The organism is Halonotius sp. F2-221B (assembly GCF_046719765.1).
GTDB lineage: Archaea > Halobacteriota > Halobacteria > Halobacteriales > Haloferacaceae > Halonotius.
Genome location: NZ_JABEBY010000003.1, coordinates 47365 through 64116 on the forward strand (window position 1 = coordinate 47365; position 16752 = coordinate 64116).

Consider the following 16752-nt stretch of genomic DNA (forward strand, 5'->3'; position numbering starts at 1 on the left):
ACGGTTGGGTATCGACGTATATATGCGTCCGGATTCTGGCTATCCGGCGACAGAACGAAGCATCGTTACCGGGGAGTCAGCAGGTATTTACACACGCCAGTCCAACGATGGATAACGATGAACGCACGGCGTCTTGCGGCGGCATCGGCGGTCGCAGCAGTGTTGGTGACGCTGCTGGCCGATCCGGTTGCTGCCCAATCGGTTTCAGCGGAGCTGATCAACGGTCTCAATCAGGAACTGCTGATCATTGCGGTGCCGATCACGCTGCTGGTTGAGGGGATTTTGCTGTATGCCGTCATCAAGTTCAAGGGCAACGACGATCCGAAACCCACCAAGGAGAACCGCCGGCTTGAGATCACCTGGACGGTCGCCACCGCGGTTATCCTCCTGTTTGTCGGTGTCGCCTCCTACGGCGTGATGGCCGACGAAAACGTCGAGTTCACCGGTGGTGAGGAAGAGGTCGCCCCCGACGAGAACGATGTGCTGATCCAGGCGCAGGCCTACCAGTGGGGGTGGGATATGAGCTACCCCAACGAGAACGTGACGGTCAGCGGGGCCGGTCAGGGGCCGACGGTCGTCGTCCCGGCGAACCAAGACATCTACGTCAACGTGAGCTCTCGGGATGTGATCCATGGGTTCCACGTCCCGGAGTTGGGGATGAAATCCGACGCCATCCCGGATCAGACGAACTACATCAAAACGAACGCCAGCGAGACGGGCAGCTATCAGGGCTACTGCTCGGAGTACTGCGGGGTCGCTCACTCACAGATGTATTTCACGGTTGAGGTCGTCGACCAAGCCGAGTACGACGAGTGGATCGCCGAGCAGCGCGGCAGCTAACGACCGACGGCGACGACCGACCAAAACCGGCTGCAGGGGGGTGAGACAGCCACAGCAGTGTTTCGCTGCGCAACGCTGTTACAGCGTGTATCGCAGTCGCTGGTTCGGAGCGTCGATCAGCGCGACGGTGTGAACCACCGTCGCCACGTCGACGCCCTGCGGTAACTGTTCGACCGGTGTGATCACACGCGCGCTGCATCGCGGTTCGATCACAACATGGTTGGTGTGACAGCCCGGTGCCAGCTCCGCGGTGTTCAACGCGATAGGGGCTCGGTCGTAGGTGGAGCCGTCGCTGCCGATAAACGTGGTGCGGCGGCTCAGCCAGTGGAGCCGCCGATCACCGGTGTTTTCGACATCGAACATCGCGCAGTGGCGTACCGCTCCCGTATCGGCGACCGCATCGCGGTGGTCGCTGTAGATGAGCTCCGCGATCGAGACCGTGGGGACGCCGACCAGCGTGGCCGTCAGCCTGTCGGTTTCGATCGTCAGTGCCGACCCCGCATGCGACCGAATCCGGTCTGTGACCGCCGCCCCCTTGACGACCTCCGTGTCGGCGGTTGGCGACGCCGCAAGACCGTCGCTGGACGAGTTTGTGGAGAGATCACGCCACCCAACCGACGACTCCCCCGGCTCGTCGCGCTCCTCGCGTGTGGTTGCAGCCCGGCTCTCCGCGTCTGGTTCCACGACCCGGTCATGTGAGCGCGCCATACCCGGGCTTTTCGGCCGAGAAGATAATAAGTGATGTAGATACTACGTTGACATGTATTCGCACCCGGACACAAGCTACCACTGGTCCGGTTTGCTGTCGGAAGGTACCGTTCGACCGCCGCCCGGTGGGCGGTCGAGGCGGGAACCGTCTCCAGTAAACAGTATGAGAGCAATCTATTTGCGTGCCGGCAGTTGAGTACGGGTATGTCCCTGACAGATGTTATCGCATATGTTAAACAGAAAGAAAAGACCCTCGTGGTCTTCAACCCGCCGGCCAACAGCACACTCATCACCGAGCTCAGGGACTACTTCTCGACCCAGAACGTGACTGTCACCGGCAAGCAGACGAGTTCCGGTGAGCCCAAAAACGTCGCCGTCCTCCGGCTCAACGGCGCGGTGCTGGCCTCGGTGCCGGTCTCACAGCTCCAGGAGCTGCTGGCCGGTGGCGGCCTCCGAGAGACAGGGGTCGGTATCGATGACACCGACTACCATGAGATCCTGCAGCACCTCAAGGAAACGACGTTTACCTCCCGCGACAAAGCCGAGATGGTGGCCATCTCCCATGAGATCGAGGATCGCGCGCTTCGGGTCGGCGGCGGTCGCCTGCTTGTTGGCTTTCAGAAGCCAGCAAAGCTGATCGAACAGACCGACCGCTACGAGCGGCTGGCCGCACAGTCGCTGAATATTCACACATTTGCGGTGCCGGGCGACCCGGTCGGTATCGACGGGGTCACCCACCACGCCGAAGCGACCACCGAGATCGACGAGTCGTGGTTTGTCGTCTTCGATGGCAACGGCGATGACAGCTACAAAACGGCGTTGCTGGCGACTGAACAGGCTCCAAACGAGTATTATGGCTTTTGGAGCGATGACCCCGAGATCGTCGACAGCATCGGCGATCATCTCGACGACACGTATCTAACACCGCGGCCCGACGGCCCGACCCGGTAGCCCGGCGACCGAACTTAGACCAGCATCTCTTCTTCGGCTTCCAACAGCTCGTGATACCGGTTGCGGATCGTGACCTCGGAGATATCTGCGACCTCCGAGACCGCGGCCTGGGTCGTCTTCTCGTTCGTCAACAGCGCGGCCGCATACACCGCGGCGGCAGCCAGCCCGACCGGCGATTTGCCGCTGTGGACACCCTGCTCTTTGGCGTTTTTCAGCAGCTGTTTGGCGCGCATCTCCGATTCCTCCGAAAGCTCCAGCGAGGAGGCAAAGCGGGGAACGTACTGTTCGGGATCGGCCGGTCGCACCTCAAGGGAGAGTTCCCGAACCACGTAGCGGTAGGTGCGGGCGATCTCGCTTTTTTCCACCCGAGACACGTCAGCGATCTCATCGAGGCTGCGCGGGACGCCGGCCATCCGCGCGGCGGCGTAGACACACGAGGTAGAGACACCCTCGATGGAGCGGCCCGGCAGCAGATCCTCATCGAGTGCGCGGCGGTAGATGACCGATGCCGTCTCTCGAACGTTGTCCGGGAGGCCGACAGCACTGGCCATCCGGTCGATCTCGCCGAGGGCCTGCTTGAGGTTGCGTTCCTTGCTATCGCGGGTGCGGAACCGCTCGTTCCATTTGCGGAGCCGCTGCATCTTCTGGCGTTGCCGCGCGCCCAGCGAGCGGCCGTAGGCGTCCTTGTTCCGCCAGTCGATGTTGGTCGACAGCCCCTTGTCGTGCATCGTGTTCGTCGTCGGCGCGCCGACGCGAGACTTCTGGTCTTTTTCGGCACTGTCAAACGCGCGCCACTCGGGGCCGCGGTCGACGGAGTCCTCGGTGATTACGAGCCCGCAGTCGTCACAGACGGTTTCGCCGTGTTCGTCGTCGGTGATGACGTTGCCGCTGCACTCGGGGCACCGTAGCCCGGCGTGTTCTTCCTCGGTTTCGGTTGTTGACTCGGTACCACGCTGCCGCTCTCTGGAGGGCGATCGGTCGGTCGTTTTGGTAAAGGTTTGATCACTCATTGTCTAAGGGCCCCCTGCGAGATGACGAACGGGGGAGCTATCGTCTCCTACACAACGACAGACCGATACTTAAGCAGTGTGGTATTGTTTTGCGACAGCACCGCTACCGGCCGAATTTGGGTGAATGACCCTGATAGTTTGGTATCAGAAACACAATATGAGTCCGACGGGTGTCAGCGGCTCACAAAGCGAGCATGTTTTGAAACTACCGCACGCAGTGGGGGTATGGAACAGCCGCGGATCGTCTCGCTGGCTCCGAGCGCGACAGCCACGCTTGCGGCCCTCGGCGTCGCCGACCAGGTTGTCGGTGTCACCGCCCACTGTGGGCTCGACCGCCCCATGGTCGGCGGCTGGCTGACCCCCGACTACGAGACGGTCGCCGACCTCACCCCGGATCTCGTCTGTACGAGCGACGGCCTCCAACGGGAGATCCGCGATGAATTACAGGGTCGGGGCTACCGTGTCCACCACCACGAGCCAAGCCGCCTTGATGAGGTGCTGGCGGGATTCCAGTCGCTGGCCGACGCTGTTGGCGTCGCCGACGCTGGCGAGGCGTTGGTCACGGATTGCCGCCGCCGACTCGACGCGGTGGCCGAGACGATCGGTAGCGACAGCGATGACGACGACCGCCCGGTCGTCTACTGCGAGGAGTGGTCGGATCCGCCGATGGCCGCCGGCAACTGGGTTCCCGATGCTGTCGAAGCCGCGGGGGGTCGGTACCCGTTCGTCGACCCCGGCGACCGCTCGCAGGAAGTCGACGAAACCACCGTCGCCGCTGCCGATCCCGACCACGCAGTGTTGCATATCTGTGGCACCGGCGAGCAGGTCTCAGCCGATCGCCTGCGGGAGCGCGGCTGGTCGCTGGACGCCGAGGTACACGTCATCGACGACTCGTTGCTGAATCAGCCGAGCCCGAAACTAATCGACGGGATCGAACTACTGGCGAAGCGGTTGTATCCGGAGCGAGCTTGATCCGGCCTACCGAACGCCGAGGTAGCCAGCGGCTTCACTGGCGATATGTTCGATCGTCTCGTCGGTAAGGGATCCTTCCGCGCGGTCGATATCGGCGTGACGGATCGATACGACTGTCCACGGATTCACATAGCTGTCTCTGGGAAGCCCACCGCTGGCGAAATCGTCGTCAGTGAGCAACACGGCGGCGGCGCGCTGGGTCGTCGTGACCGCTGCATAAAGGGCCTCCTCGTCGCTGAACGGATGGCTGGTATCACTCAGACACACGGAGGGACGGTAATCATAGTCGGCGAACAGGTCGGGCACTTTCACGACAGTACCGCGCTCGTATGCCATCGCTTACTCCTCACCGTAGTAGTCGTCGGTTATCGATCCCGAACTCGCCTGTGTCTGTGCGGCATAGGAGGCGAGACGGTCATCATCAGCGACGGCCCAGTATCGGCCGCGATGTCGAACGAGCCCTCGGTCGTCGAGGCGCGATAGCACCGCACCGACGCTACCGCGTTTGATCCCCGTTGCCTCGTGAACCTCCGTCTGCGTAAACGCCTGTTCGCTGTTATCGGCGAGAAACTGGAGAACCCGATACGGTTGGGTTCCTTCCTGTATATCGAGGACATCCGCGGGTTCCGCGTCGAACTGATCGATGCTGATCGGCATATGTAATAGAACGTAATAGATCGCAATAAATCTGCGGGCGCATCATCGCTTGCGAACTGCTGATCGAACGGAGAACAGCCGACAGCGACGCGCCTATTTGGTCTCTTCTTCGGTCACGAGTTCCTCATCGTCGACATCGGCCTCGTCGATATCTGGATCCGGGATATCCGGCTCGCCAACATCGGCCTCGCCGCCGGCGATGTCGGTTTCGCCGGATTTGATCTGCTCGGCTTCCTGTTCGAGCTGTTCGATATCCATCTCGGCGGCCTGATCGATCTCGCCGAGGATCTCGTCGATGTCGTCGAGGCCGAGCATCTTGCGGGTCTCGTCGTCGAACTCCTTGCCTTCGAGGCCTTCACTCTCTTGGACATCGCTGCCGGTGAGCGTCTTGCCGTAGCGGCCGACCAGCGAGGTGAGTTCCTGCGGGAGGATGAACGTCGAGGACTCGCCTTGGCCGATGCGTTCGAGACTCTCCATCCCGCGTTCGATGATCGCGCGTTCGCCCATCGCCTCGGCGGACTTGGCGCGGAGAACGGTCGAGATCGCATCACCCTGTGCTTCGAGGATCTGGCTCTGTTTCTCACCCTGGGCACGGATGATGTCGCTTTGTTTGTCACCCTCGGCGGTCTCGACCGCGCTGCGGCGTTCACCCTGTGCTTCGAGGATCATCGCACGGCGGCGACGCTCGGCGGAGGTCTGTTGCTCCATCGCCTGCTGGACATCCTTCGAGGGGTTGACCTCACGCACCTCGACGCTTTCGACACGAATCCCCCACTCGTCGGTGGGTTCGTCGAGCTCCTTGCGGATTTTGCTGTTTATTTCTTGGCGTTTGTTGAGCGTGTCGTCGAGTTCCATATCACCCAGTACGGCTCGCAGCGTCGTCTGGGCGAGGTTGGAAACCGCCTTCTTGTAGTTGTCCACCTCAAGGAACGCCTTCTTGGCGTCCATCACCTTGATGTAGACGACGGCGTCGGCCGTGACCGGGGAGTTGTCACGAGTGATCGCCTCCTGTCGGGGCACGTCCAGCGTCTGGGTTCGCATATCGAAGGCGTAGGTGCGGGAGACAAAGGGCGGAATGAGGTTGAACCCCGGTTCGAGCAGCTTGCGGTACTCGCCGAAGACCGTGAGCGCCTCTTTCTCGTAGGCGTCGACGATCTCGACGGTCTGCCAGATCGTCACGGCGACGACTGTCAGGAACAACAGCCCGACAGCAAGCGTCGTCAACTGCAGTTGGAGGACGAGTGGATCCATGACATCACGTTGGTATGAGACACCAATAAGCGTTGGCTTCGTGGCCCTATTTTGACCGCCGGCTACCGTTCGTACTCGACATCGCGGTCGGTATCGATGCTGTCGCCAGCGGTGTCGTCGGCATCGGCATCGCGGTCAGTCTCGTCGGCATCGCGGTCGGTGTCGACGCCGCCGTTATCGGCGTCATCGACAGCGTCGCCGCCAGCGGCGTCGGCACCAACCGCATCAGCGTGCTGCTCGGCGAACTCGGCGGCCGCCGACTCGTCTTGGGCATTCTCGCGGCCCGCGGCCAACTGGCGGTCGATGTCGTCCTCGATAGTTTCCAGGGATTCGACGGTAACGACGTTGCCGCCGCCGGGATCGATCACCATCACGTCGCTGCCCTCGGGGATCGCGCCGTCCATCGACCGCGCGGAGTAGAAGGGGTTGAAGCCGCCGCCCTGGAGTTTTACCTCGCCGCCGGCCGGGGTGACCTCCTCGGTGACCCGGCCGGTCATCCCCTGCAGCGTCTCGGAGTCGCTGGTCTGGGCTTGGCCCTTCCCGCCGTAGAGATCGAACTCATGGTAGACGTAGAACGCCATAATCCCGAACAACAGCACGAACAGGCCCAGCGCGAAGGGACCGAGAAACGGAAACAGCAGGCCGACGAGGCCAGCCCCGAGCAGCCCGATCCCGACAACGACGAAGTTCGCACCCGGAGCAAGGGCTTCCGCCAGCGAAAGCAACAGCCCGGCGGTCACCAACAACAACGGTATCGCCTCCGGGCTGATGAACTCCGTGAGCAGGACAACCATACCCGTGATACGTGTTCAACAAAGTTAACCCTTGAACACCGTCACCGTGCTGCCGTAGCACGCCGGGGGTCGAAGCCGATCACAGCCCGGTCACAACGACGCCAACGGTCAACAACACCCCGAGGGCGACGAAGGTGGCATGCTCCAGCGAGATCGACTCGGGTTCGATCGGCGTTTCCTCGTCGACCGTATCGGCCGCCTCGGAGCCAACATCCTCAATGCTGTACCGCCACTCGCTGTCGCTGTCGTCTGTCGCGTCGACATCGCTGTCGGCGGAATCGACCATACCGATACGTCGGGGGCCGGAATAATAAGCCCTCGTCTCCGCCGCAGAAGATGGTTGACGGACGCCAAGATCGAACGCACTGATGCCTGTTGGGATGGCCGATCGTGTTAGTTGGATATTCAATAGCAATTTAAGTAATATTTGTGGTTTTGATTATTATTTCTCAGCTGCTACTACAGCAACTTTATTATAATATGATCTAATATTGCTAACCACACATGGCACACATTCATCTCGGCGAAGGATCGTTCCCGTTGTGGGCACTGGTGGCGTGGACGCTGCTTGGCGTTGGACTCATCAGTACCATCGTCTATCGGATTCGGAAAGGTGGTATCGAGACACACCAGGTCGCGCTCGCAGGCATCGGCGCGGCCGCGAGTTTTGCGATCTTCCAGCTTAACCTCCCCGTATGGGGCGGAATACACATGAACCTCACCGGCCTGGTTGGGATTCTTGCTGGGCCGCTGCTTGGGGCTCTCATCGCACTGGTTGTCAACATCTTTTCGGCAGCGCTCGGCCACGGCGCGGTCGGCCTGCTCGGGGCAAACACGCTTGTCAACGCAAGCGAAGCAATCGTCGCCTACTACATGTTCAAAACGCTGCTGGGGATGGACTGGGATGTCTTCCCCGCCAGCACCAGCGCCGCAACGATCGGGCTTTCGGCGGGTGCCTTCCTGATGGGAGCGATTATCGTCATCAGCGGCGTGAACGGGAGCGCGCTGCCGCGTGGTGACCTGGCGATCGCCGTTGGTGGTCTCGTTGGGCTCAATCTCGGCGTCGCCGTCATCGAGGGGCTGCTGACGGGCTTTATCGTGAACTTCCTCGCCTCCGTGCGTCCGGATCTCGTTGGCCTTGTCGACCGCGACACCCAAGCGGAGCCAACAGGGGTGACCGCCTGATGCAGCGGTGGAAACAGTACGGCGGACTCGGCGCGCTCTTCGCCGCCTTTCTCGCCGCCGGCTACTGGGGGTTCACCGCGACCGGCGGCGCGCTCCCGTGGGCAAAGCGATCCGCGAAAGCCCTCCAGCGCGGCGTCCAGGAGGGCGGCGGCGCGCTCGTTAACCTCGGCCGCGGGATCATCGTCGCGGGGCCGATCCGGAAGGGAGGGCTGATGGTCGAATTCGGCGGCCTCGTCGCCCTCCTGGCTGTGGTTGGTCTCGGGCTGTACGTCTACGTCGACCGCTACGGTGGCTTTGACGAAGACCAAGCAACACAGTAACCGTGACCACACTCTCGAATCACGTTCCCGATCCGCGGCTCATCACGGCGTTTGCCGAGCGGCGAGACGGACCGTTACACCGCGTCAATCCCTGGACGAAGGTCGGCGTCATCGGCGCGCTCGTCCTTGCTGTCACGGTGTTCGACCGGCTCGCGCTGCTGGCCGGACTCTACGGCGGCGTTCTCGGTATCTACGGGCTGTCAGGCCTGCCGTATCGACGGCTCGCCGGCTGGTATACGCTGCCGATGCTGTTCATCGTCTCGGTCGCCGGGCCGCTGGCGTTTCTCGAACCGGGCACGCCGATCGGCGGATCGCTCTCGACACCGCTCGGCGCGCTCTCGGTCACGTGGGCTGGCCTCAGCCTCTTCGCGGAGCTCACCTGTCGATCACTCACGGTTGTGACGTTTGCGCTGACGGCATCGATGACCACGGAGTACACCGACGTGGCGTACGTGCTTGGCCGGTTGCTCCCGCGGCCAATCGATCAGATCGCGCTGCTCACCTACCGGTTTACGTTCGTCATGCTTGAGACGCTCGAGGATCTGGTGAAAGCCGCGCTCTCCCGTGGTGCAAACCTTGCGGAGTTCTGGTCGAACAGGCGGCTGTACGCCAGAATGCTCGGCATGACGATGCTGTCGGCGATCGAGCGGTCCGAACGGCTCGTCAAGTCGATGGAGGCCCGTGGCTACAGCGGCGACATCACGCTGTACGGTGATGTTTCGCGGCCACCGGTCCACGAACTACTGATCGTCGCTGGCTCGTACAGTGCTGTCATCGGCTATGGGGTGGTCGCTGTCTACGGGGTGAGACTGTGAGCCGAGCCGCAACACCGCTCGTCGACCTTCGGTGTGAGGCCCACACCTATCCCGACGGGACAGTCGGCGTGCACGATGTCGACTTTTCGGTGTATCCCAGCGAGGTTGTCGCGCTCGTCGGTGGCAACGGCGCCGGGAAGTCGACGCTTCTCGAACACCTGAACGCAACGCTGGTTCCCGACGACGGCGAACTCGTCGTCGACGGCACCACGATTACCGAAGACAACAAAGAGTACGCGCGAAAGGAGGTTGGCTTCGTGTTTCAGGACGCCGATACGCAACTCGTCGCGCCCACGGTCCTCGATGACGTGCTGTTCGGCCTCCAGAACTACGGTGTTGCCGATGACGACGCACGAGCGCGCGCTCGTGAGGCGCTGGCAACTGTCGACGCGGGCCATCTCGAAGATCGGGTCCCCCACTATCTCAGCGGCGGTGAAAAACGCCTCGTCGGCCTTGCGGGCGTCCTCGTGCTCGAACCGAGTGTTGTCGTGCTGGACGAACCGCTCGCTGGGCTCGACCCCGAGCGCTCCCGGCTGGTCGCCGACCGAATCACCCAGATTCACGAGGCGGGGATCAGCGTCGTGCTGTCGACACACGACCTCGAATTTGCCGCTGAAGTCGCGGATAGAGTCTGTGTGATGGCCGATGGCAACGTCGTTGGACGCGGAACGCCCCAGACAGTGTTTTACGACGACGCGCTGTTGGCGGAGGCGAACCTTCACCCGCCGAGTGCGGTGCGAATCGCTCGCGAGGCGGGGCTTGCGGCGACTGCACAGCCGGTAACGGAGGCAGCCCTCGTCTCACTGCTCACAGCGTCCACCGAGGAGGAACCGGTAGAGAGACCCGCTCCAGATGGGCGCGGACGCAACTGAGCGGTCTTGCTATGTCTCAGCAGGTCGCCAGCAGCAGCGACGTGGCCAGTGCTGACCAGCGGTTATCTGGCCGATGGCGTCGGCTCCATCGATCGCTCGCAGAGTGAGTCGATGGCCGCTGTGATGCGATCCGCACTCCGTCGTGCGCCGGGGATATTCGGCGCGTACGGGCCAACGGTGCCGAGTGCGAGTGCCCCGGAGACATAGAGCGGTACTCGATCGGCAGAAACGGTTCGCCAGGCCAGTGTCTGATCGTCGAGTCGTGGGAGGCCACGGTAGCCGCGATTCAGATCAAGTGTGCTCGCGAGTCGCTCGACAAACGGATGGTCGAACACCGACGCAAACCCGGTGGCACAGACGACCCGATCCGGGCGTAATCGGGTGTCGTCGGCGAGCGTCAATTGAACGCGGTCGCTCTCCTGAGTTGCCTGAATAACCTCACCCTGTCGAATCTGAAGGTAGCCGCTCCGACGACGAGTGTCCAGCGTGTCGTACAGATACGGTGGCACCGTCGCTCTGTGTCGGGCGTTCTGTACGACATCGAAACGGGCTTTCGACGCCGGTGGATGGTGGTGCAGTTCACGTTCGATGTGGCGCCAGTTGAGCCATTGTGGGGCTGCTTCAGTTACTTCCCATTCGAGCGGCTGTCGAGAGAGCAGAGTGACTGACTCTCCCTCGCTGCGCGTGGCGGCCAGTTGGGCCGCAGTACTCCCACCGCCGATAATGACTGTCTCCGTCGTGTCGGTGGCCGGGTCGAAGCGTCCCCAGACGTGTTCGACGCCCTCAACGGAGCGGCCCCACTCGGGGAGATGGTACCGGCCGCCGTGGCCGATGGCAAGCACGCAGCTCCGTGTGTCGATCACGCCGTCATCGGTCACGACTCGCAGCCCTCCATCGGGCTGGTCGTGGATCGTCGTGACCGCTGTCTGTCTGTGGAGTGCGTCAAGACTGTTCGACTCGATGACGTGGTCGGCGTGGTCGAGAAACAGTTCCAGTCCGGGTCGGTCAGGGTAGTCGACCGTTGGTCGGAGTTCGTCCTCGCGGCCGTGGCCCTCGGCAAAAGCTTCGAGCGCGAATGGGTCGGTTCCGAGGTGATTGACGTACGTCGACCGCAACGAGTCCATCCCACAGGCGCGGGCCTTTCGTCGGAACGAGTCGAGCAAGCGGTCGTTTGGGTCGACAATGACGAGCCCATCACGGTCGAGAGCAGTGTCTTCGAGGAGTCGCTGGCCGAGGTAGGTGCCGTGGATACCACCACCAACGACGACGCAGTCGACGCTTGGCGCACGGTCGATACTGCCAGACGCGACACCGGTGATAGCAGGTGGATCAGTGGATGTCGGCATTGTGTCCGGTCATCTCGTCCGGAGTCGTCGCGTATTAATAAGAATATCGACTAAAATAATAACTACTATCAATAAGGTTCTCTATTGTAGTAATACATGCCACAGGAAACAACCCCCGTGACGGTGCTGTCAGGCACACTCGGTGCCGGAAAGACCACCACACTCAATCACCTCCTGCAGGAGAGCGGCGACCGCGAGTTGGCCGTCCTCGTCAACGACATGGGCGAGGTCAACGTCGACGCCGAACTCGTCGCCGAGTCCTCAGATATCTCGGCCGACGAAGAGGAGTTGGTCGAACTCGACGACGGCTGTATCTGCTGTGAGCTTCGCGGTGACCTGCTCGACGCCATCGGTGAACTCACCCACGAGCGAACCTTCGACGCCATCGTCGTCGAATCGACCGGCGTGGCCGAGCCGCTACCGGTCGCCCAGACGCTCACACTCGGCTTCGACCAGTCGGATCTGGATCCAACCGAGTTCTACGCGGAAACCGGGATTGAACCGCTGGACGGCTGTCACATGGATACCGCTGTGACGGTCGTCGACGCCCATCAGTTCCAGACGGCGGTGGAATCCGAGGAACTACTTGACGACGACGGCACCGAGAAACACCTCGGTAGCCTGCTGGTCGAGCAGGTCGAATTCTGTGACGTGCTGTTGCTCAACAAGTGCGATCTGGTCGACGAGGAGACGCTGCAAGAGGTCGAGGAACTCGTCGAGACACTCCAGCCGCGGGCGGAGATCATCAGAACAACCCACGGGAGGGTCGACAGCGAGCAGATCGTCGACACCGGCCGCTTCGATTTCGCGGACGCAAGCCAGTCGGCCGGCTGGATGCAGGAGCTTCGGGAGCCGCACGCCTCCGCTGAGGAGGAACACGGCGTGACATCGTTCGTCTTCGAGGCGCGACGCCCGTTTCACCCCGAGCGATTCGCCGAACTGCTCGATGCGTTCCCCGATAGCGTGGTTCGCTCGAAGGGCCATTTCTGGCTAGCGGGCCGCGAGGATGTGGCGATCATGCTCAACGTGGCGGGTCAATCCGTTCGAGTTGCGCCCGCCGGGAACTGGGTGGCGACGCTGCCGCCAGCGGAGCGAGACGAGAAGCTGGAGGCAGTTCCGGAACTCGCTGAAATCTGGGACGACGAGTGGGGTGACCGCGGCACGCAGCTCGTGGTGATCGGCACCGAGATGGATCACGACGCGCTCCGGCGTCGACTCGACGAGTGTCTCCTCACCGAGATCGAGATGGACGCCGAGTGGTCGGCCTTCGAGGATCGGCTGCCGCGGTTCGAGACACCCGAAAACGCTGAGGAAAGCGACGACCAGACCCCTGTAGCCGACCCCGACGAACAGGAGGAGATCGGCCTTGCTGACTGACTCACCACCCGTGACTACGCACGACCTCCCACCACACGCGACTGACGATGGCGCACCGACGAGGCAGTGTCACACGATCATCGAACCCCGCGACGACGCTGCCGATCTGATAACCGTGTACTCGACAGCACCCGAGGATTCGAAGCTGACGGCGTGGCTGTCGGCGACCGCAGACAGCTGTGAGCGACTGGAGGAGATGCGATGACGAATCCGATGCAGACAGTGATGACACACAGTGTCCCGCGGGAGGAGCGACAGGCAGCAATCGAGACGCTCACCGAGGCGAGTCGGACGACCGACCTGGCGGTGCTGGTTCGTGTCGATGGCTTGCCGGGAGGACTTCGTCGACAGGCCGTCGATGGCCTGATCTCGTGTGGGGCGACCGCACTGCTCGAAGAACTGGCCAACGACCGCTCGGTCGCGCCTGAACTCAGGAGGAAGGCACAACGATGACCAACACCGACAACAGCGACAGCGAAGAGGCCGACGACGAGCCGACCGGGCAGACACGCGTCTGTCGGGCGACGGGCCGCGAACAAGGGTTAGTTGGCACGTACGACATCTGGCTGTGCCGACAGGCGTTCCGCGAGATGGCCCCAGCGATGGGATTCGAAAAACACGAATGAATCGCCCGAGTCGCAGCAATCACCGTTGGTATTGACACTTTGTAAACATGGTATCACACAGTCGAACGGAAGGTGAGGAACTATGGCGATGATTGATGCCGACGAACTGCTGCCGGCCGAACGCATCCGGCAGGCTGTCGTCGCTGGCGACGTGACACAGCTTCACCGCGGGGATCAACACGCCGCGGAGGGCGATCAGTTCGCCATCGACGATATGCTGTTCGAGGTGACGACCGTTCGCGAAGAGCAGCTGGGAGACCTAACGGAGGAAGACGCACAGGCCGAGGGCTCGGAGAACCTTGCGGCATACAGGAAGCGTATCGAACGAACCCATGACCTCACGTGGGATGAGACGGATACGACGGTGCTCCACGAGTTCGAACAGGTCGATTGAGGACAGCGAAGCAGCCCGGCCACCGGGTTCGGGCTATTGGTTGCGCGGACACTTCTGCTGATCGAAGTATCCGCGCTTCTGGATCGGAGCTGATCCCACCGCTATCCGCCAGGTGGAGCGACCCATCTACCAGACGGTCGAGAGGAAATGAGCGGATCGATACCCCTGTTGAGCTTGATTTGGGATCGCATCTGTCGGTTCCCGAAAGGGGTATGAACTGTTCACTCGCGGAGAGCCTCTACGGGCCGTTCATTTGCGGCCTTCCAGGCCGGATACAGCCCGCTGAGCACACTCGCAAACACGGCGAACCCCATGCCATACAGCAGATATCGTGCACTGTGCCACCTGAACGCAGCAAGTGGGCTCCCGATCAGGATCTCAAAGATCACGATCCCAATGGCCGCAGATACCACCACACCAAGGGTGCCACCGATCACACCAAGGAAGGCGGCTTCTGTGAGGATCATCCGAAGCACCTCACCACGGCTGATGCCGACAGCCCGGAGAACGCCGATTTCGCCGCGACGTTCAACGGTGCTCATCAACATCACGTTGAGAATGGCAACACTGGCGACCACCAATGAGATCGAGCCGATCCCTAACAGCCCGAGCTGTAAGGTGCCAAGAAATGAGTCGACGTTCTGCTGGACGGCGGCGAAGTTTCTGACGTTGACGATCTGCTCATCTCGGTTGTTGAACCACGACTCAATATCAGTTGTCAGGCTATTCACCGATTGCTCAGCGGTAGTCAACACAGTCACCGAATCGTAGTGGTCTTGCTCAGCCATCGCTGACATCGGGACGACAAGTTCACGTCGGGCACCACCGAATCCCTGTGACGACGACAGGATCCCCTGAATACGGTATAGCTTGTCATTATACGACACCGGATCGCCGATGTCTACGCCGAGCCGCGTGGCCTCTGAATCGGTGAGCAACGCTCCGGATCGGAGTCGGTTTGAGACCTGTCCCCGGGTCACATTGTACATGGCATCTGCTTTTGTCAGTGCGGTCACCCGAACCCGTGTTTCAGCCCCATTTCGGGCTGATAGAGTGGTAAAATTGGTTTTCTCTGGGACAACCGTCGCATCGCCGGCGACGGTTTCAATGTCATCGACTTGATCAGGGGTAATCCCCTCCTGAGAGTTATCCGGCCCTGCAGAGACGGTTACCTCATTCGACAACCCTTGGAGATCCGCCGTGGCCTGCTGTTGGAGGGCGGCCGTCGCCATCCCTAACGATGCGATTGCGACCACCCCAATGAGAATGCCGAGTGTCGCCAACGCGGTTCGAACCCGATTGCGGCCCAGATTCCGCCAAGCCATCAACACACTCGGGAAGCGACGCAGGAGCTGCGTGCTGCTCATGTTTTGATTGTCCCATCAACCAGTTCAACAACCCGATCGGCATACTCAACCAACTGTTCATCATGGGTGACCGCAACAATCGCAATATCCTCGGTCTCTTTGAGTCTGGTCAACTCATCAAGGATGGTGGCGCCGGTCTCTTGATCTAAATTACCCGTCGGCTCATCGGCCAGGAGTACATCTGGCTCGTTGATGAGCGCCCGTGCGATGGCAACCCGCTGACGCTGACCGCCGGATAGCTGAGTCGGTTGATGGGACAGTCGGTCGCTCAGTCCCACTCGGGTGAGGAGATCAACGGCTCGGTCATGTTTATGCAGTTGGGGTTCCCACATCGTTGGGAGTGCAACGTTTTCGGTCGCTGTGAGCATCGGAAGCAGGTGATAATCCTGAAAGACAAACCCGATCTCTGACCGCCGTTCTTCGGTTAACTCATCCGGGGAGCAATCCGTGACATCCCGACCATTGAGCCGCACTGCTCCCTCGGTCGGCGTATCAAGCAAGCCGATCATATTGAGCAAGGTGCTCTTACCCGACCCTGAGGGGCCGATGATCGTGACCATCTCGCCGTGAGTGGCCTGAAACGTCACGTCATCAAGGGCTGTGATCAGCTCCTCACCACTCTCGTATTGTTTGACCACATCCACAAGTTCGATTACACTCATTGTCTCCGCCACAGCACCAGCCCGATGATGCTGATGACCACGAGGACAGCCACACTTCCGATGATCAAAATCGGTGGCCCGCGATCAGACGGTGGGGCGTCAGTCGCTGTTGCTTGGGCCTGTTGTGCTTGGGGGAGACCGGATGGGGAGTCGCCGACCGGAATCTGCTGCGTTTTCGTTACCCGTTTGTCGTCTCGATCCTCTCCAGTAGTGATGTATGTGATATTAATCGGCACAGAGTCCGTCCCATTGGCGATGTCAGCGGTGAGCTCGAAGGTGCCGAATTCACTGGTCTCGATGCCGCCAACGTAGTACTCGCCGTTCGGCGGGCGTGGCGAAATCGAGTCTGTCTCTGGGACACGCAGAAGGACGGATTCCACATTGGTCCCGCCGATATTTGCGGCATCTCCCTCGATGGTGACCGCCCCACTTCCGGTGACTGAGTTGCTTGTCAGTCGCACATCGCCACGAAGATCGGAGTCTGTTACATCGATGTAGATTGGTTTTTTGTAGGTGTGTGGTGTATCGTCACCGGCTTTTGAGGCCGTGAGTTCGAGATCGAGATGCTTCTGACCGGGGCTGTCAAATGTGACTGAGAATGGGAT

At 61.3% G+C, this 16752-nt stretch carries 23 protein-coding genes; 12 read left to right on the forward strand and 11 right to left on the reverse strand.

Annotated features, from left to right (window positions below; all coding sequences use genetic code 11):
• The first annotated feature begins 117 nt into the window (after positions 1-117).
• On the forward strand, positions 118-840 hold the full coding sequence (gene coxB, locus HKK80_RS02580; RefSeq protein ID WP_411798051.1) for a cytochrome c oxidase subunit II: 723 nt from the start codon (positions 118-120) through the stop codon (positions 838-840).
• 78 nt (positions 841-918) lie between these two features.
• On the opposite strand, the gene HKK80_RS02585 is transcribed toward coxB, so the two are convergent.
• Entirely contained in the window at positions 919-1548 is a 630-nt protein-coding gene (locus HKK80_RS02585) for a hypothetical protein (protein WP_411798052.1), read from the reverse strand.
• Positions 1549-1752: 204 nt separating this feature from the next.
• Between HKK80_RS02585 and HKK80_RS02590 the strand changes: the two genes are divergently transcribed.
• Positions 1753-2499 carry a DICT sensory domain-containing protein gene (locus tag HKK80_RS02590; protein WP_411798053.1) on the forward strand — a complete coding sequence of 249 codons (747 nt, stop codon included), beginning with the start codon at positions 1753-1755 and terminating at the stop codon, positions 2497-2499.
• A 14-nt stretch (positions 2500-2513) separates the two neighbouring features.
• Here the strand turns inward: HKK80_RS02590 and HKK80_RS02595 are convergent, their stop codons facing one another.
• Entirely contained in the window at positions 2514-3509 is a 996-nt protein-coding gene (locus HKK80_RS02595) for a transcription initiation factor IIB (protein ID WP_411798054.1), read from the reverse strand.
• A gap of 225 nt (positions 3510-3734) precedes the next feature.
• On the opposite strand from HKK80_RS02595, the gene HKK80_RS02600 reads away from it, so the two are divergent.
• Positions 3735-4481: a cobalamin-binding protein gene (locus HKK80_RS02600; protein ID WP_411798055.1), complete on the forward strand. Its 747-nt coding sequence runs from the start codon at positions 3735-3737 to the stop codon at positions 4479-4481.
• A 6-nt stretch (positions 4482-4487) separates the two neighbouring features.
• On the opposite strand, the gene HKK80_RS02605 is transcribed toward HKK80_RS02600, so the two are convergent.
• The 5 genes from HKK80_RS02605 to HKK80_RS02625 all read right to left on the reverse strand — a co-directional run bounded on the left by HKK80_RS02605 (position 4488) and on the right by HKK80_RS02625 (position 7469).
• The gene (locus tag HKK80_RS02605; protein WP_411798056.1) at positions 4488-4817 is read right to left on the reverse strand and encodes a hypothetical protein; all 330 of its coding nucleotides are present in this window, start codon (positions 4815-4817) and stop codon (positions 4488-4490) included.
• 3 nt (positions 4818-4820) lie between these two features.
• A complete protein-coding gene (locus HKK80_RS02610; protein ID WP_411798057.1) occupies positions 4821-5138 on the reverse strand; it encodes a MarR family transcriptional regulator in 318 nt (105 codons plus the stop codon).
• Between the two features lie 93 nt (positions 5139-5231).
• The gene (locus tag HKK80_RS02615; RefSeq protein ID WP_411798058.1) at positions 5232-6389 is read right to left on the reverse strand and encodes an SPFH domain-containing protein; all 1158 of its coding nucleotides are present in this window, start codon (positions 6387-6389) and stop codon (positions 5232-5234) included.
• Between the two features lie 62 nt (positions 6390-6451).
• On the reverse strand, positions 6452-7183 hold the full coding sequence (locus HKK80_RS02620) for an NfeD family protein (protein ID WP_411798059.1): 732 nt from the start codon (positions 7181-7183) through the stop codon (positions 6452-6454).
• A 79-nt stretch (positions 7184-7262) separates the two neighbouring features.
• Positions 7263-7469 carry a hypothetical protein gene (locus HKK80_RS02625; protein ID WP_411798060.1) on the reverse strand — a complete coding sequence of 69 codons (207 nt, stop codon included), beginning with the start codon at positions 7467-7469 and terminating at the stop codon, positions 7263-7265.
• A gap of 218 nt (positions 7470-7687) precedes the next feature.
• Here HKK80_RS02625 and HKK80_RS02630 point away from each other — a divergent pair, with 218 nt between their 5' ends.
• From HKK80_RS02630 to HKK80_RS02645, 4 genes are read left to right on the forward strand one after another with little or no spacing between them, the layout of a single operon-like run.
• Positions 7688-8368 (forward strand): energy-coupling factor ABC transporter permease, encoded by a 681-nt coding sequence (locus HKK80_RS02630; RefSeq protein ID WP_411798061.1) that lies wholly within the window; start codon positions 7688-7690, stop codon positions 8366-8368.
• Positions 8368-8688, forward strand: coding sequence for a cobalamin transport operon protein (locus HKK80_RS02635; RefSeq protein ID WP_411798062.1), 321 nt, complete (start codon positions 8368-8370; stop codon positions 8686-8688). The genes HKK80_RS02630 and HKK80_RS02635 overlap by 1 nt, the downstream gene beginning before the upstream one ends.
• A 2-nt stretch (positions 8689-8690) precedes the next feature.
• Positions 8691-9503 carry an energy-coupling factor transporter transmembrane component T family protein gene (locus tag HKK80_RS02640; RefSeq protein ID WP_411798063.1) on the forward strand — a complete coding sequence of 271 codons (813 nt, stop codon included), beginning with the start codon at positions 8691-8693 and terminating at the stop codon, positions 9501-9503.
• Positions 9500-10375 (forward strand): energy-coupling factor ABC transporter ATP-binding protein, encoded by an 876-nt coding sequence (locus tag HKK80_RS02645; protein ID WP_411798064.1) that lies wholly within the window; start codon positions 9500-9502, stop codon positions 10373-10375. The genes HKK80_RS02640 and HKK80_RS02645 overlap by 4 nt, the downstream gene beginning before the upstream one ends.
• Positions 10376-10437: 62 nt before the next feature.
• Here the strand turns inward: HKK80_RS02645 and HKK80_RS02650 are convergent, their stop codons facing one another.
• Positions 10438-11721 carry an FAD/NAD(P)-binding protein gene (locus HKK80_RS02650; protein ID WP_411798065.1) on the reverse strand — a complete coding sequence of 428 codons (1284 nt, stop codon included), beginning with the start codon at positions 11719-11721 and terminating at the stop codon, positions 10438-10440.
• Positions 11722-11817: 96 nt separating this feature from the next.
• Here HKK80_RS02650 and HKK80_RS02655 point away from each other — a divergent pair, with 96 nt between their 5' ends.
• From HKK80_RS02655 to HKK80_RS02675, 5 genes are all read left to right on the forward strand, one after another.
• Positions 11818-13098 carry a CobW family GTP-binding protein gene (locus tag HKK80_RS02655; protein ID WP_411798066.1) on the forward strand — a complete coding sequence of 427 codons (1281 nt, stop codon included), beginning with the start codon at positions 11818-11820 and terminating at the stop codon, positions 13096-13098.
• A 10-nt stretch (positions 13099-13108) separates the two neighbouring features.
• Complete coding sequence (locus HKK80_RS02660; protein WP_411798067.1) at positions 13109-13303, forward strand: hypothetical protein; 195 nt, start codon at positions 13109-13111, stop codon at positions 13301-13303.
• Positions 13300-13551 (forward strand): hypothetical protein, encoded by a 252-nt coding sequence (locus tag HKK80_RS02665; protein WP_411798068.1) that lies wholly within the window; start codon positions 13300-13302, stop codon positions 13549-13551. Before HKK80_RS02660 ends, HKK80_RS02665 begins: the two co-directional genes overlap by 4 nt.
• On the forward strand, positions 13548-13724 hold the full coding sequence (locus HKK80_RS02670; RefSeq protein WP_411798069.1) for a 30S ribosomal protein S14: 177 nt from the start codon (positions 13548-13550) through the stop codon (positions 13722-13724). The genes HKK80_RS02665 and HKK80_RS02670 overlap by 4 nt, the downstream gene beginning before the upstream one ends.
• A gap of 82 nt (positions 13725-13806) precedes the next feature.
• Positions 13807-14118 carry an ASCH domain-containing protein gene (locus HKK80_RS02675; protein WP_411798070.1) on the forward strand — a complete coding sequence of 104 codons (312 nt, stop codon included), beginning with the start codon at positions 13807-13809 and terminating at the stop codon, positions 14116-14118.
• Positions 14119-14339: 221 nt separating this feature from the next.
• On the opposite strand, the gene HKK80_RS02680 is transcribed toward HKK80_RS02675, so the two are convergent.
• Genes HKK80_RS02680 through HKK80_RS02690 form a run of 3 tightly spaced genes read right to left on the reverse strand, consistent with a single transcriptional unit; the run spans position 14340 to position 16527 of the window.
• The gene (locus HKK80_RS02680; protein ID WP_411798071.1) at positions 14340-15485 is read right to left on the reverse strand and encodes an ABC transporter permease; all 1146 of its coding nucleotides are present in this window, start codon (positions 15483-15485) and stop codon (positions 14340-14342) included.
• Positions 15482-16147, reverse strand: a complete 666-nt coding sequence (locus HKK80_RS02685) for an ABC transporter ATP-binding protein (protein ID WP_411798072.1) — start codon at positions 16145-16147, stop codon at positions 15482-15484. Before HKK80_RS02685 ends, HKK80_RS02680 begins: the two co-directional genes overlap by 4 nt.
• Positions 16144-16527 (reverse strand): hypothetical protein, encoded by a 384-nt coding sequence (locus tag HKK80_RS02690; protein WP_411798073.1) that lies wholly within the window; start codon positions 16525-16527, stop codon positions 16144-16146. Before HKK80_RS02690 ends, HKK80_RS02685 begins: the two co-directional genes overlap by 4 nt.
• Positions 16528-16752: the final 225 nt, after the last annotated feature.

Coding starts and splice junctions, on each gene's coding strand:
- coxB (WP_411798051.1), top strand. CDS start 118: ATGAACGCACGGCGTCTTGCGGCGGCATCGGCGGTCGCAGCAGTGTTG.
- HKK80_RS02585 (WP_411798052.1), bottom strand. CDS start 1,548: ATGGCGCGCTCACATGACCGGGTCGTGGAACCAGACGCGGAGAGCCGG.
- HKK80_RS02590 (WP_411798053.1), top strand. CDS start 1,753: ATGTCCCTGACAGATGTTATCGCATATGTTAAACAGAAAGAAAAGACC.
- HKK80_RS02595 (WP_411798054.1), bottom strand. CDS start 3,509: ATGAGTGATCAAACCTTTACCAAAACGACCGACCGATCGCCCTCCAGA.
- HKK80_RS02600 (WP_411798055.1), top strand. CDS start 3,735: ATGGAACAGCCGCGGATCGTCTCGCTGGCTCCGAGCGCGACAGCCACG.
- HKK80_RS02605 (WP_411798056.1), bottom strand. CDS start 4,817: ATGGCATACGAGCGCGGTACTGTCGTGAAAGTGCCCGACCTGTTCGCC.
- HKK80_RS02610 (WP_411798057.1), bottom strand. CDS start 5,138: ATGCCGATCAGCATCGATCAGTTCGACGCGGAACCCGCGGATGTCCTC.
- HKK80_RS02615 (WP_411798058.1), bottom strand. CDS start 6,389: ATGGATCCACTCGTCCTCCAACTGCAGTTGACGACGCTTGCTGTCGGG.
- HKK80_RS02620 (WP_411798059.1), bottom strand. CDS start 7,183: ATGGTTGTCCTGCTCACGGAGTTCATCAGCCCGGAGGCGATACCGTTG.
- HKK80_RS02625 (WP_411798060.1), bottom strand. CDS start 7,469: ATGGTCGATTCCGCCGACAGCGATGTCGACGCGACAGACGACAGCGAC.
- HKK80_RS02630 (WP_411798061.1), top strand. CDS start 7,688: ATGGCACACATTCATCTCGGCGAAGGATCGTTCCCGTTGTGGGCACTG.
- HKK80_RS02635 (WP_411798062.1), top strand. CDS start 8,368: ATGCAGCGGTGGAAACAGTACGGCGGACTCGGCGCGCTCTTCGCCGCC.
- HKK80_RS02650 (WP_411798065.1), bottom strand. CDS start 11,721: ATGCCGACATCCACTGATCCACCTGCTATCACCGGTGTCGCGTCTGGC.
- HKK80_RS02655 (WP_411798066.1), top strand. CDS start 11,818: ATGCCACAGGAAACAACCCCCGTGACGGTGCTGTCAGGCACACTCGGT.
- HKK80_RS02665 (WP_411798068.1), top strand. CDS start 13,300: ATGACGAATCCGATGCAGACAGTGATGACACACAGTGTCCCGCGGGAG.
- HKK80_RS02670 (WP_411798069.1), top strand. CDS start 13,548: ATGACCAACACCGACAACAGCGACAGCGAAGAGGCCGACGACGAGCCG.
- HKK80_RS02675 (WP_411798070.1), top strand. CDS start 13,807: ATGGCGATGATTGATGCCGACGAACTGCTGCCGGCCGAACGCATCCGG.
- HKK80_RS02680 (WP_411798071.1), bottom strand. CDS start 15,485: ATGAGCAGCACGCAGCTCCTGCGTCGCTTCCCGAGTGTGTTGATGGCT.
- HKK80_RS02685 (WP_411798072.1), bottom strand. CDS start 16,147: ATGAGTGTAATCGAACTTGTGGATGTGGTCAAACAATACGAGAGTGGT.